Source organism: Telluria sp. ZT3P26 (assembly GCF_059686035.1).
This window is the reverse complement of record NZ_JCASII010000003.1, coordinates 583,541-597,172: the sequence shown is the minus strand read 5'-3', so window position 1 is coordinate 597,172 and position 13,632 is coordinate 583,541. Positions and strand designations below refer to the sequence as shown.

At 66.9% G+C, this 13,632-nt stretch carries 9 protein-coding genes; 5 read left to right on the top strand and 4 right to left on the bottom strand.

Features of this window, described 5'->3' with window-relative positions; translation table 11 throughout:
* The first annotated feature begins 50 nt into the window (after nt 1-50).
* From AC56LN_RS13325 to agaR, 5 genes are all read left to right on the top strand, one after another.
* A complete protein-coding gene (locus AC56LN_RS13325) occupies nt 51-1,010 on the top strand; it encodes an EamA family transporter (RefSeq protein ID WP_499572364.1) in 960 nt (319 codons plus the stop codon).
* A gap of 3 nt (nt 1,011-1,013) precedes the next feature.
* Nucleotides 1,014-2,324 carry a D-tagatose-bisphosphate aldolase, class II, non-catalytic subunit gene (locus tag AC56LN_RS13320; RefSeq protein WP_499572362.1) on the top strand — a complete coding sequence of 437 codons (1,311 nt, stop codon included), beginning with the start codon at nt 1,014-1,016 and terminating at the stop codon, nt 2,322-2,324.
* Nucleotides 2,318-3,502: an SIS domain-containing protein gene (locus AC56LN_RS13315; RefSeq protein WP_499572360.1), complete on the top strand. Its 1,185-nt coding sequence runs from the start codon at nt 2,318-2,320 to the stop codon at nt 3,500-3,502. The genes AC56LN_RS13320 and AC56LN_RS13315 overlap by 7 nt, the downstream gene beginning before the upstream one ends.
* The gene (locus AC56LN_RS13310; RefSeq protein WP_499572358.1) at nt 3,486-4,454 is read left to right on the top strand and encodes an N-acetylglucosamine kinase; all 969 of its coding nucleotides are present in this window, start codon (nt 3,486-3,488) and stop codon (nt 4,452-4,454) included. Before AC56LN_RS13315 ends, AC56LN_RS13310 begins: the two co-directional genes overlap by 17 nt.
* A gap of 78 nt (nt 4,455-4,532) precedes the next feature.
* Nucleotides 4,533-5,300, top strand: a complete 768-nt coding sequence (agaR, locus tag AC56LN_RS13305; protein ID WP_482899008.1) for a transcriptional repressor AgaR — start codon at nt 4,533-4,535, stop codon at nt 5,298-5,300.
* A 31-nt stretch (nt 5,301-5,331) separates the two neighbouring features.
* Here the strand turns inward: agaR and AC56LN_RS13300 are convergent, their stop codons facing one another.
* From AC56LN_RS13300 to AC56LN_RS13285, 4 genes are all read right to left on the bottom strand, one after another.
* Nucleotides 5,332-6,738, bottom strand: a complete 1,407-nt coding sequence (locus AC56LN_RS13300) for a DUF4832 domain-containing protein (RefSeq protein ID WP_499572356.1) — start codon at nt 6,736-6,738, stop codon at nt 5,332-5,334.
* Complete coding sequence (locus tag AC56LN_RS13295) at nt 6,735-9,431, bottom strand: alpha-galactosidase (RefSeq protein WP_499572354.1); 2,697 nt, start codon at nt 9,429-9,431, stop codon at nt 6,735-6,737. Before AC56LN_RS13295 ends, AC56LN_RS13300 begins: the two co-directional genes overlap by 4 nt.
* On the bottom strand, nt 9,428-10,525 hold the full coding sequence (locus tag AC56LN_RS13290) for an amidohydrolase family protein (protein ID WP_499572352.1): 1,098 nt from the start codon (nt 10,523-10,525) through the stop codon (nt 9,428-9,430). Before AC56LN_RS13290 ends, AC56LN_RS13295 begins: the two co-directional genes overlap by 4 nt.
* 101 nt (nt 10,526-10,626) lie before the next feature.
* Nucleotides 10,627-13,470 (bottom strand): TonB-dependent receptor, encoded by a 2,844-nt coding sequence (locus AC56LN_RS13285; protein WP_499572350.1) that lies wholly within the window; start codon nt 13,468-13,470, stop codon nt 10,627-10,629.
* Nucleotides 13,471-13,632 lie beyond the last annotated feature (162 nt).

Here is a 13,632-nt window from a genome sequence, read left to right as displayed (position 1 = left end):
GAGTACGGCACAAATTGGATGGCGGCATGGATGACAGTGTGGGTGGCCCTGTGAACCCAGTAGATACCCTGGAAAAGACGACGCTGCCTGAGCAAGCTACCGCCAGTGCTGCCAAGCCGCGCTGGCTCGGCTACGCGCTGGCGACGGCGCTGCTGTGGGGCGTGTGGGGCGCGTTCGCCGGCCTGCCCACCCAGAACGGCTTCCCTGAAACACTCGTGTATGTGGTGTGGGCGCTGACGATGGTGCCGCCGGCGCTGTTCGTGCTGGCGCGCTCCGGCTGGCGCGTGCGCCGCGATCGCACCGCCGTGGGCTACGGCCTGGCCATTGGTCTGCTGGGCGCGGGCGGCCAGATGGTGCTGTTCTACGCGGTCAAGGCCGGCCCGGCTTACCTGATTTTCCCGCTGATTTCGCTGTCGCCCGTCATCACGATCGTGCTCTCGTTGCTGTTCCTGCATGAGCGTACGGGCCGCATGGGCGTGCTTGGCATCGTGCTGGCCGTGTGCGCGCTGCCGCTGTTTGACTTCAACCCGGGCGGCGCGCCCCAGCAGTACGGGCTGTGGTTCGTGCTGGCGATCGGCGTGCTGGTTGCATGGGGTTTGCAGGCGTACTTCATCAAGCTGGCCAGTACGCGCATGGATGCCGAAAGCATTTTCTTCTATATGACCGCCAGTGCGCTGCTGTGCATTCCGGTGGCACTGGCGATGACCGATTTCTCGCAGCCGATCAATTACGGGCCATCCGGGCCGCTGCTGGCCGCCGCCACCCAGGTGCTCAACGCCATTGGTGCGCTGACGCTCGTGTACGCGTTCAGGCATGGCAAGGCGCTGACAGTATCGCCGCTGGTCAATGCCGGCGCGCCGCTGCTGACCACCGTGATCGCGATGGCGCTGGCCGGCGCGGTGCCGGGCGGCTACCGGCTGGCCGGCATCGGCCTGGCGCTGGCGGCCGCGCTGTTTCTTGCGCTGCAGGCGGACGACGTCGCGCCTGCCGAATCAACCGAAGGAGCCTGACAAATGGACTACATGTTGAATCTGGTGCGCCGTCACAAGGCCGGCGAAGCCGTCGGGATCCACGCGGTGTGCTCGGCCCATCCGATCGTGCTCGAGGCGGCGATGGAAGTGACGCTGGCGGCGGGGCCGGCGCAGCCGGTGCTGATCGAAGCCACGTCGAATCAGGTGAACCAGGATGGCGGCTACACCGGCATGACACCCAGCGCGTTCCGTGATTTCGTGTACGCCATCGCCGACCGTGTCGGCCTGGCGCGCGAGCGGGTGCTGCTCGGTGGCGACCATCTGGGGCCCAATGCCTGGCAGGGCGAGCATGCGGATGCCGCCATGGCGAAGGCCGAAGTGCTGATCGAACAGTACGTCACGGCGGGCTTTCGCAAGATCCACCTGGATTGCTCGATGTCGTGCGTTGGCGACCCGGTGCCGCTGCAGGATGACGTGGTGGCCGCGCGCGCTGCGCGGCTGTGCGCCGTCGCCGAGCGGGCCTGGCAGGCGGCCGGTGGCGAAGCGCCCGTCTATGTGGTGGGCACCGAAGTGCCGGTGCCTGGCGGCGCGCACGAAGACCTGGCCGAACTGAGCGTCACGACGCCCGCTGCGGCGACGCAGACGATCGCGGCGCACCGCGCTGCATTTGCCGCTGCCGGACTGGATGCGGCGTGGCCGCGCGTGGTCGGCCTGGTGGTGCAGCCGGGCGTCGAATTCGACCACCACAAGGTGATCGACTTCCTGCCCGAGCGCGCCGTGGATCTCGGCCGGATGATCGAAGACGTGCCCACGCTGGTCTACGAGGCCCATTCGACCGATTACCAGACGGCGGCCAACCTGGCCGCGCTCGTCGCCGGCCATTTCGCCATCCTCAAGGTGGGCCCGGGCGCGACCTTCGCGCTGCGTGAAACGCTGTGGGCGCTGGCCGATATCGAGGCCGCGATGGCAGGTGATGGCAAAGGTTCCGGGTTCAAGGACACGGTGCTGGAGGTGATGCGTGCCGAGCCGGCGCAGTGGCAAAAGTACTACGACAACGAGCCGCGCCGCGCCCGCTTCGACCAGCAATACAGCCTGAGTGACCGGATCCGCTACTACTGGCCGCATCCGGCCATCCAGGCTGCGCAGGCGCGGCTGCTGGCCAGTCTGGAGCGCACGCCGCCGCCGCTCACGCTGCTGAGCCAGTACCTGCCGTTCCAGTATAACGCCGTGCGTGAAGGACGGTTGAACAACCAGCCGGTCGATCTGCTCAAAGAGGGCGTAGCCAGGGTGCTGCGCCAATACATGGCGGCCTGCATGGCAGGCGCCGCAACGAAGGAGTTGGAAGCATGTTAGTCGCTGACAGGAATATTCTGGGCATTGGCGCGGAGCGGCTCGATGCCGCCGGCGCCGGCCTGACCGCGCGCGAAATCGCGCAGCAACCGGCCATCTGGCCCGAGATCGAGGCGCTGGTCACTGGTCAGCGCAGCGCGCTCGACGCGTTTCTCGGCCCCTTGCTCGCGCGGCCCGACCTGCGCATCGTGCTGACGGGCGCCGGCACGTCGGCCTTCATCGGCGAATGCCTGGCGCCGGCATTGCTGGGTGGCGGCTGGCGCGCGGAAGCCGTGCCGACCACCGACCTGGTGTCGGGCCCGCGCCAGTTCCTGCAGCCGAAGGTGCCGACGCTGCTGGTATCGTTCGGCCGCTCGGGTAACAGTCCAGAAAGCGTGGCGGCCGTCGATCTGGCCGACGGGGTGGTGGACGAGATCTACCACCTGGTCATCACCTGCAATGCCGACGGCGCTTTGTGCCGGATGGCGCAGGGCCGCGCCAACGCGTATGCGATCCTGCTGCCGGACGCCACGCATGACCGCGGTTTTGCCATGACCACCAGTTTCACGTCGATGCTGCTGGCTGCGGCCAGCGCGTTCGGCGTGCTGGTACCGGGCGCCACCGCCGGGCCGTCGGCGGCGGCCGCGCAGGTACTGGCGTCGATGCTGCCGCTGCTGGACGCCCTGGTGGCCCGGCGTTTTCGCCGCGTGGTCTACCTTGGCAGCAATGCGCTGCGCGGGCTGGCCCGTGAAGCGTCGCTCAAGCTGCTCGAGCTGACCGATGGCCAGGTGGTCGCGCTGTTCGACTCGCCGCTGGGCTTTCGCCACGGGCCGAAGACGATCGTCGATGCCGACACGCTGGTCGTCGTGCTGCTGTCGAACGACGCCCGTGCGCGCCGCTATGATCTCGACCTGCTGCGCGAGCTGCGCAGTGATGGCCGGGCCGGCCGCGTGCTGGCGCTGAGCGGCCGCGATGAGCCGTCGCTGGGCGACGCCTGCATCGCGCTGGACGGGGTCGGGCAGTCCCCGGACCTGGCGCTGGCGCTGCCGTACATTGTCTTCTGCCAGGCGTTCGCGCTGCTGCAGTCGCTGGCGCTGGGGTTGCGCCCGGATACGCCAAGCGTGTCGGGCACCGTCAACCGCGTGGTGCAGGGCGTCACGATCTATCCACTGGCGGAGGACGGCGATGTTTCTCGGGGTTGACGGCGGCGGTACCAAGACGGCGTTTGCGCTGATCGACCGGCAGGGCCAGGTCCTGGCGCGCAACGAGCAGAGCAGCGCGTACTACCTCGAAGTCGGCATGGATGGTGCGGCTGACGTGCTGGCGCGCGGCTGCGCCGGCTTGTTCGCGGCGGCCGGCATCAGTGCGAACGACGTCACCTTCGCGTTCTTCGGCTTGCCCGCCTACGGCGAAGACCGCGCCGTGCAGGCGCAACTGGATGCGCTGCCGCGCGCCGTGCTGGGCCACGGGCGCTACCTGTGCGACAACGACATGGTGTGCAGCTGGGCCGGTTCGCTCGCCTGCGCCGATGGCATCAGCGTCATCGCCGGCACCGGCTCGATGGCCTACGGGCGCATCGGCGGGCAGGGTGCGCGTGCCGGCGGATGGGGCGAGTTGTTCAGCGACGAAGGCTCGGCCTACTGGATCGCGCGCGCCGGGCTGGCGCTGTTCTCGCGCATGAGCGATGGCCGCGCGCCGCGCGGGCCGTTGCACGGGCTGGTGCGCACGCGCCTGGCGCTGCAGGACGATCTCGACCTGTGCCAGGTCGTCTATGGCGACCTGAAAGGGGAGCGCAGCAAGGTGGCTGCGCTGTCGCGCCTCGTGTCCGAAGCGGCGGCGCTGGGCGATGCGCAGGCGGCGGCGATCCTGGCAGCGGCTGCGCTCGAAGTGGTGGCGCTGGTCGACGCGGTCCGGGGCCAGCTGGGTGTCGATCCCGGTACCGACGTCACGGTGTCGTATTCGGGCGGCTTGTTCGGTGAGGATGGGCCACTACGCGCGCCATTTGCCCGCGTTCTCGCTGCCAGCAGTGCCGGCGCCTACCGCTTGGTGGCGCCGCGCCTGCCGCCGGTGCTCGGCGCTGCCGTGTATGCGGCGCACCAGGTCGGCATACCGCTGGAACCCGCAGCGCTCGCACGTCTGGCAGGCGCGCAATGACGCGCCGTCAAGCACTGGGCGTGCCGGCCGTGCGCCAATCTGGTAAGCTGTTTTTTTATTAAATCTGCGTATCCAATCATGGGTCAAACCGGTCAGCGCCGCGACACCATTCTTAAAGCTCTAACTGAACAGGCCTCGGTCCAGGTCAGCGAACTCGTCAAGCAACTGAACGTATCGGCGGTGACGATCCGCAGCGACCTGAGTGCACTCGAGGCGCAGGGCCTGGCCATCCGCAGCCATGGCGGCGCCACGCTGGCACGCATGCCACCGACCGAGCACACGGTGTCGCAAAAAGACGCCCTCAATCACGAGCAGAAAGAGCGCATCGGCGCGCTGGCTGCGCGCCTGGTCAAGCCGGGCGAGAACATCATCATCGATTCGGGCACCACGACGCTGTCGCTGGCACGCCACCTGCGCGATGTGCAGAACGTGACGGTGCTGACCAATGGCCTGAACATCGCCTGGGAGCTGGTCAACGCGGCAGGCGTCGACCTGATCCTCACCGGCGGCCTGCTGCGCAAGCAGGCGTTGTCGATCCAGGGTTTGCAGGCCGAAGCCTGTCTGCAGGCCTACAGTTTCGACAAGCTGTTCCTGGGCGTCGATGGTCTCGACCTGCAGTTCGGCGTGACGACCCACCACGAGGCGGAAGCGAGCCTGAACCACAAGATGGTCGAGCGCGCACGGAAAGTCATCGTGCTTGCCGATTCGTCGAAGTTCGGCTTCATCAGCCTGCACCGCATCGTGCAGCTCGACCGCGTCCACACCGTCATCACCGACAGCGATATCAGCCCGCAATACCGGGACGGCCTGCGCGAGGCCGGCATCGAACTGCTGATCGCGGACTAGGCCGGCCACGCGCCAGCGGCGTGGCAGCACGTCAAAGAATGTGCAGCGTCGTCCCGGTACGGAACGCGCCCGGCGATGCTTCCCATGCCTGCGCTTTGGCGGCATCGTCGGCGTTGGCAGGCCGCACGCTGTAACGCGCATCGCCAGCGAGCGATGCCGCGCCATCCGGCAAGGCCAGCAGCATGTCCCAGGCGCCACTGGGTGTGCCGCCCGGGATGGCAACCCGTGCGGTTGCGGTACTGGTCTGCCCGGGCAGCCAGGTGCGCGGGTCGATCGATGCCAGGGCCAGCCGCACGACCTGGCCGGTGGCGCGGTGCCTGAGCACCAGTTGCACGCCCCGCGGGTTGAAGGCGCGTGCCCAGCCGCTGTTGCGCACGGTCAGCACCAGTTCGCCCGACTGGCCAGCCATGATGCGCGCACTATGCCGCAGCGTCACCAACTCGAACCGGTAGCCCATGCTGCGCCTGACCTGCGCCAGACAGCCCTGCGCCTGCCAGCGTGTGTGAAACAGGTCGCGGTAGTAGCTGTCGTTCAGGTAGGTCAGGCCAAAGCGCCGGCCTTCGCGCAGGATGTCGTCGCAATTCGTACGTGGCGTCGGGTTGACCGCATCGGCAGGGTTACAGGTCTCGGCGCCGAACGGCGCCGTGGTCGACAGCGCGGCCACATAGGTGCGCTCGCGCTGCCGGATCGCCGCGTTCTCGCTGTAGGTGCCGACATCCGTGCCGGATGCGAGAAAGCAGTCGTTGTGCACGCCGATGCGTGCTGCGGTCGAACCGTCGCGCCAGCGCGGCGCTTGCGGCGCCCACGCCATCAGGTAGGGCGGATAGCGCAGTTGCAGGAAGCGGTCGGCGGGCAGCGCGGCCAGCAGCGCATCGCGGATCCGCGTGCGCTGCGTCGGCAGGGTCAGGTCGTTGGATGACGTATGCCATTCGCCCCAGGCCCCGATGAACCCGCCCTGCAGGTACGCGATGACATCGGCATTGGCCGCCAGGACCGGCTTGAGCTGCCCGATATGCTCCAGCACGCGTTCGAGCGGTGCATCCTGCGCCGCGCGGTAGGCCGTTTCGCCGGCCGGGAAGTTGTACATAAAACGCGGAATGACTTTCAGGCCCGCGCGGCGCGCAACGGTAAAACCTTCGGTCAACTCGCGCAGCAGCGTCGCAGGCAACGTGCGGCCGGCATGCGCGTCCAGCCGCACCGGCGCGTAGACGATCCGGTAGCCGGCCGCAAACTGTGCATCGGCCTGCGCCTGCGTCCACGCCGCCAGGTTGTCGGCAGCCCAGACGTACATGCCACGCTCGGGGTTGGCGATTTCGTCTGCCGACGCCCTGAACGTCGTCCCGACCATGCCCCCCGGCCGGTCTGTCGACTGCACGGCGTGAGCGTACCCCGACAACATGACGAGCAGCGCGAGCGGCCGCAGGCGCTGCAGCATCATGCGTCGATCAGCAGCCGGCCGAACGCGCGTGGCACGTGGAAGTCGGGCGCAGCGGTGCGGGTCGGGCTCCAGGCCGAATGCAGGCGGTCTTTTGCGGCGCCTTCGACGCGGAACAGGTTCAGGCGCCAGCCATCGTCGGCGCCGCCCGTAGCGCGCATCGGCACGGCCAGTTCGGCTGTCCAGACCTTGTTGTTCGCATCGACATGCGCCCTGGCGCGGCTCTCGCCGGCGATGCGCCGCTTGCCCGACACCTCGACCGCGATTTCCTGCAGTAGCCCGTTCGGCGCAACCTGCACCTCGCGATAGCTGTTCAGCCCGGCGCGCTCGGGCGCCTGCAGGAAGACTTCGACGACGTCACGCTCCCACAGCGGCCAGATGGCGCTTGCCGGGCCGGCCTGGTCAAAGGTGGCGAGCGTCTCGTACTTGCAGATGAAGCGCAGGTACAGGTGGCCCGCGCCCCGCAGCAGCTGGACACGCGTCGACTGGGGCCCGGCAAGTGGCGTGCCCTGCCAGTCGTGGCGGAAGAAGGTCGCGGGGGCATCGGCCCACTGCGAGGCGTGCGGGAAGCCGTCCGCCCCCACGGCCTGGATCCTGCTGGCAAACGCAACAGGCAGCAGGTCAGGGACGTCGGGCCGCGCTTCGACCAGCAGGCTGTGGGTGAAGCGCAGCGGCAGCGTTGGCTTGTCGGCGGACACCTTGCCCAATGCCTTGCCGCTGAGCGAGTCGCGCAGCGTCCAGGTGCCCGGGCCAAGGCCACGCAAGGCCACCATGCCGTCCCAGCGATCGGCGTAGAACGCGTAGTGCAATGCGCCAGCCTGCTCCACCACGTGGGTTTCCGGCTTGTCGAACCCCAGGTCATACAGCTCGCCCCGGTAACGGCCTTCGGCCAGCCGCCCCTTGTTGTACAGGTCCACCCACTGGCGCCAGTGGGCTTCGCGCTCGGGTGTCAGCAGGAACGAGTCCTTCGGTTTCGGGTCGACGGGCCACGTGAACTTGGTGGCGATGACGGCGCCGATGCCGACGCTGGAGGCGAAATCCTGCCCGCCCGTGCTCAGTTCCACGTGGTCGCCCGCGTAGGCGGACCATGGGCCCATCAGCGCCTTGAGCGTCTTGCCCTTGTGGCGCACCTGCCAGCTCGACAGCGGGTCGGACGATGGCGCCTGGTCCATGAACGGCATGTTGTGGAAGGCGTAGCTGGTGCCGCATGGGCAGACCTCGAGCACCGCTTCCGGGTTGGCTGCATGCACCACATCGTGCATGACCTTGTAGAAGTCGGCGACCGCCTCGACCGATTCCTCCGGGCGCTTGTGCTGGTGCTTCGGATTGAAGCATGGCGCCACGCCGTTGAGGTGCTGGCCATCGACCTTGAGGCCGTCGAAGCCCCAGTCCGCTATGATCATGCGCAGTGTCGCGGCCAGGCGCGTTTGCGTTTTTTCGTAGGCGGGGCACAGGTAGAAGCAGTTCCACCAGGTGACGTCCTGGGCTGCGCCGGTCTCGTCGAGCAGCAGCAGGTCGGTATGCTCGTGCAGCTCGTCGCTGCCGGGCGCCACGGCAAGCGGCGCGATCCACAGGCGCGCCTTCATGCCGCGTGCGTGGATGTCGGCCACCAGCGCCTTCATGTCGTCGCCGCCGCGCGGGAATTTGGCGAGGTCGGGCGTCCAGTCGCCGGTCTTGACCTGCCAGCCATCGTCCAGGACGGCCCACTTGAAGCCCAGTTCCTGCACCTTGGGCAGCGTGGCGCGCACATAGTCGAGCGAGAAATCGCGTTCGTAGCCCCACGCGCACCACTGCGCATCGTAGGCGCTTTGCGGCGGCTCGGGGGCCGCCAGGCCCTGCGCGGCCATCAGGCGGCGGTAACGGTCGAGCGGTACATAGAAGTCGCCACGGTGCACGGCGATGAACGTGGGCGGGGTGGCAAGTGTTGCACCTGGCGCCAGCCTCTGCGGGATGTCGCCGCGCAGGGCGATCTCGACCCCGTCGCCGACCGCCTTCACGGGCAGCGCCACGAGCAGCGGTTGCAGGGCTAGGTGGCCGACGGCCAGGCCGACGTCGCGGCGCCAGACATCGGCGACCGGGGTGCCGCCGCCGTAGTCCGACGCGTTCATGCCCAGGAAGTTGCCCTGCTCGAAACCGCGCTTGACGGGCTGGACCCAGTCGCGCCGGTCGGCGTGGCTGGCGCCGGAATAGGTCCAGTAGCCGCCCGCATGGCGCGGCGCGGCGGCCAGGCGGTGCGCGCCGTTCGCCCAGGCGTCGATCGTCAGCGGCTTGTCGCCGATATTCAGGTATTGCACGTCGAGCAATGCCACGCCCGGATGCTCGTCGAGCAGGGTCACGGTGACGCGCTTTTCGATGCCCGCGGTGGCACGGCCGATGAGGTGCAGCGCCTGTCCGGCGCCAAACGGCGTCGTGGCCCGGGCCGGCGCGGCCTTTTGCAGCGTGAAGCGGCCGACCGGCTTGCCGCCGACGACCAGGTGTTCGCTCGTGTCAAAACCCGTCAGCGCGACCGGCTGCTTGCCCAGCAGGCTGACGATACGGCAACGCAGCTGCCCGTCGAACTGCAGCGAGACGGCGCTGTCCTGCACGCGCACATGGCCCTTGCCGGAGACCGGGGTTGCCGCCGCCTGGGCCAGCGGGATGTGCGTGGCCAGCGGCGCCGCGCCCAGCCAACCGAGGAATGCACGGCGCGCGGTCATGGCTGGCCTTTCCAGGCGCCGGGGAAGGCGCGCTCGGCATTCGTGCGGTAAAGCTTGTCGACGACGTCGCGTGGCAGTGCGAGACCTTGGACGGGCTTGTCGAGATCGGCAACCTTGAACGACTCTGCCGTATTGAAGTAACGCCAGTGCATCCGCCACACGCCTTCGGCTTCGCGACCCAGCGCGGCGCCATCCTGGCCAGGCTCTTGCGCCATGTCGCTGCCGTACAGGATGCGGTCCTGGTACTTGATGAAGAAGTTGCGCACCTTCTCGCGATCGCGCTGGCTCTGGTATTGCAGCTGGCCGATGCGCGCCGACGCGTCCACGACGGCGTGCGGGAATTTGTCGAGGAAGGCGGCCAGTTCGTCCACATTGCGCTCGAGCGACGCCAGGTGCACGCCGACGAAGTGCAGCGTCGGGTGCGCCGCCACCATGCGGTCGCGCGCCGCCATCTGCGCTTCCCAGCTCGGCATCTCGGGGTGCAGGTACATATGGTATTGCGGGTGGTTCTTGAAGTAGGTGCGGTCGTTGTTGACCGTCATGCGCGCCAGCGGCAGCCAGCAATTGTGCGGCTCGCCCTGGTGGCCCAGCAGCGGGATGCCCTGGCGGGCCAGGTCGTCGAACAGCGGCGCAAAGCGCGCGTCGTCGATCATGACAAGTTCTTTATCGGCACCACGCAGGCTCATGCCGATGTTCTTCCAGACCTTCACGCCGACGGCGCCGGCTTCCATCGATGCGGCGATGCGGTGGCGGGTGGCGGCCAGCCAGGCCGGTTGGGCGGAGCCATCGACGGAGAAGCTCGCTGCCCATGCCACGTCCTGCGGGAACTGCTTTTTCAGTGCGATGGCGACGCGCTGCTGGTCATCGAGCGGTGGAAAATCGGGATAGTCGACGTTGATCGACAGGATCTTGAAGTTCTGGCGTTTTGCGCTTTCCATGAACGCCGGCGCTGCGTTATGCAGGTGCAGGTGGGCGTCGATCTTGGCGACGCTGGCGTAGTCCGCCATCGTGTAGCTGGACTGGTCCGCGGCGTGCGCGGCGAAAGGGACGGTCCCGACAATCAGGACGGCAAAGGAAAAGACAGCAGTGTGCATCAGGATTCCAGTTCTCGGTATGGCGGGCCGGTGGATTGCCAGGCCGGCCCGCGCTGGCGATGGACTTGGTGGCGCCACGGACCATGGCGCCGCATACTTCATCAGAATCGCAGGCTGGCGCCCAGGGTCACGGAGCGCCCGTAACGGTAGTAGCCGTTGGGCAGGCTGACGGTGCCGTTGGTCAGCCGGGGTGCCTGCTCGGCATCGGTCAGGTTGTTGCCCTCGATGCTGATGCGCAGCGACTTGTTCACATCATAGGCGAGCTGGGCCGTAACCCAGGTCACCGAGTTGGTCACTTCGTTGAAGCCGGAACCGATCACGTTGCTGGCAGTGACGAACGAATCGGTGAAGTCGGCCGTGGTACTCATGCTCCACGGACCACGCTCATACAGGAGGCCCAGCGACGCGCTTGCAGGCGCAACGCCCTCGAGCGGGCGTTCGACGCCGGCGACCCAGCTGGTCGACAGGTTGCGCGTGTATTGTGCGCGCACGCCGAAACCGTTGTTGAACAGGTGCTGCATGCCGATCTCCATGCCGCGCGCCTTGGCGCTGTCGCCGTTGATGGGGCGTTGCACGTTGAACAGGCGTCCGCCCGGTGCACCAATGTCCTGGCCGGTCAGCCAGAGGTTGGTGATCTGGTTCTTGATGTTCTTCTGGTAGACGGCGAAGGTCATCGCGGAGCCTTTGGCGTAATACCATTCCAGCGACACATCGGCCTGGTGCGCCGTGTATGGCTTCAGATCGGCATTGCCGCCGTAGATCTGCGTGAAGTCGCCCCACGAGATGCTGGCCGTGGTGCTCGACGGCGCCAGCTTGTCGACCGATGGGCGTGCCATCGTCTTGGCCGCGCCGACGCGCAGTTGCAGCTTGTCCGTGAGCGAATAGGTGAAGTTACCCGACGGCAGGGCAAAGCTGTAGGTGGCATCCTGGCGCACGATCGACGGGTCGGCGTAGATGGGCGTGAAGTTGAAAGCGCCGTTCTGCACGATCTCGTTGATCTTGGCGTCCCACGCCTGTGCACTGGTCTTGGTGCGCACGAAGCGCACGCCGACGTCGGCGAACCAGCGGTCGCCGGCCAGGTCGGCCTGCACGAAGGCGGTCGACGTCTTTTCTTCGACGCGGTAGCTTTCCAGCGGGTTGAAGGCGGGGGCCGACAGCGTCGAGCTATAGACGCCGCCGCCCGGCCGCGGCTGGCCATCGTAGCCCGCCAGTGCCTGTGCATAGCTGTCGACGTCGAAGCCGAGGAAGCTGCGCGGGAAGTTGCCGTTCACGCCCGACAGAAAGCCTTTCGGGCTCAAGGTCTGGTTGATCACGTTGCCGCCCAGGGCGCCCACGTTGATCGCGTTTTCGCCAGAATAGTGATCCTGCCCCGAGTTGAACGCATTGTTGATCATGTCGCGCGATTTCTTGCGGTTCGTCTGGCTGAGGCCAAACCTGAGGTAGTCGATGCTGTAACGGTCCACCTTCCAGTCGGCATTGACTGTCGCGCCGCCGATGCGGTCATCGATATTGTCGCCCGCACGGCTGTAGAAGTGGGTGTTGAAGTCCTTGCCGCTGAACAGGCCCTGTGCCAGGCCGCTCTGCAGGTCGCGGCCGTCGGCCAGCGTGGTCGTCACGTCGGGCACGGCGCCGCCGTTGAGCCGGATGCGCGTCGTATTCGGCTGGTTCATGCGCAGCACGACGTAGCTGTCCTTGCCACCGGAATCACGTTTCGATGTCGACAGATAGACATCGCCCGCCACGTTCAAGGTCGGGGAAATCCGCCATTCGGCGCGGGTGCCGTACATGGCGGTATCGACGACCCGGTATTCGGTCTTGTTCAGCACTTCGGGATTGAGCCGCAGTTCGGGGTCGCTGCTGTTCAAGGTCAGGTCGGTCACGACATTGTTGCTGACCTTGATGTCGGACCAGCGGCCCGGCGCATACAGCGGGTAGTACGACAGCTGGTAGCCCACCTGCGGCGAATCGAGCCGGGTCTTGAAGCCGTCGAAGATGACCTTGACGTCGCTGCTGGGCCGCCACTCCACCTTGCCCGAGAGCGCGATCCGCTCCTTTTTCTCCATGATGGAGCCGAAGCGGAACTGGCCGGGCCCGATCAGGCCTTCTTCGTTCGGGTCGAGTACGCCGTTACCGTTCGGATCGATGGCGCCGCCCCAGGTATTGCCCGATTCCCAGAACTGGCTCGGGTCGCTCGGGATCGGATTGCGTGACCAGCCGCCGTCATTGCCGGCGGTGTCGGTGCGCACATCGCGCTTGGCATACACGAGACCGAACAGCACGCCGAGCTTGTTGTCGAAGGTATTGCTGTAGGTGGCGGACAGCTTCTTGCCGTTCAGGCTACTCATATCGTTGTGGTCAGCCTCGGCGCGCACCAGGCCACGCTGGCCCTTCTGGTCGAACGGGCTGGCCGAACGCAGATTCACCAGGCCACCGATGGCGCCTTCGACCAGTTGTGCCTGGGTCGATTTGACGACGTCGGCGCCGCTGATCACATCGGCCGGCAGCACGTCGAACGCGAAATAGCGGCCCGCGCTGTCGGTGCCCAGCAGGCGACCGTTGAAGGTGGTGAGCGTGTAGTCCGGCCCCAGGCCGCGAATGCTGACCCGCTGGCCTTCGCCGCCGGCCGTGCGCGAAATCGAGACACCGGTGATATGGCTGAGCGAGTCGGCCACGTTGTTGTCGGGGAAGCGGCCCAGTTCCGTCGCGCTGATGCTGTCCTGTACGACCGCGGCATTGCGCTTGAGTTCCAGCGACTGCTGCAGACTGGCACGAGTGCCGGTCACAACAACTTGTTCCAGCTTGCCGGCATCGGCTGCGATGACATCCTGGGCGCGGGCCGATGTCGCGAGCGTGGCAAGCGCGAGCAGGGTGGCAGACGTCAGCGGATTGAGCACGAAGCGACCATGACGGTCTGCGCCCGAGCGGCACTGTGAAGGAGAATTCATTAAACGCTTCCTTGTATAAGTTGTTGGAGCAGCGTGGCGAATGCTGGCAAACGGAAAGGCTGTCTCGTTGCGATCACTGCCTACACTAGCCGGGATACGGACCAGCTGGATGATCTGTTTCTTTCTTTCGTTTTATTTCGTATTGCTCAAGTCCTTAACTTA

Excerpts from the sequence above, each read along its gene's own strand:
- AC56LN_RS13320 (WP_499572362.1), top strand. The coding sequence starts at position 1,014 with ATGGACTACATGTTGAATCTGGTGCGCCGTCACAAGGCCGGCGAAGCC.
- AC56LN_RS13315 (WP_499572360.1), top strand. The coding sequence starts at position 2,318 with ATGTTAGTCGCTGACAGGAATATTCTGGGCATTGGCGCGGAGCGGCTC.
- AC56LN_RS13310 (WP_499572358.1), top strand. The coding sequence starts at position 3,486 with ATGTTTCTCGGGGTTGACGGCGGCGGTACCAAGACGGCGTTTGCGCTG.
- agaR (WP_482899008.1), top strand. The coding sequence starts at position 4,533 with ATGGGTCAAACCGGTCAGCGCCGCGACACCATTCTTAAAGCTCTAACT.
- AC56LN_RS13300 (WP_499572356.1), bottom strand. The coding sequence starts at position 6,738 with ATGATGCTGCAGCGCCTGCGGCCGCTCGCGCTGCTCGTCATGTTGTCG.
- AC56LN_RS13295 (WP_499572354.1), bottom strand. The coding sequence starts at position 9,431 with ATGACCGCGCGCCGTGCATTCCTCGGTTGGCTGGGCGCGGCGCCGCTG.
- AC56LN_RS13290 (WP_499572352.1), bottom strand. The coding sequence starts at position 10,525 with ATGCACACTGCTGTCTTTTCCTTTGCCGTCCTGATTGTCGGGACCGTC.
- AC56LN_RS13285 (WP_499572350.1), bottom strand. The coding sequence starts at position 13,470 with ATGAATTCTCCTTCACAGTGCCGCTCGGGCGCAGACCGTCATGGTCGC.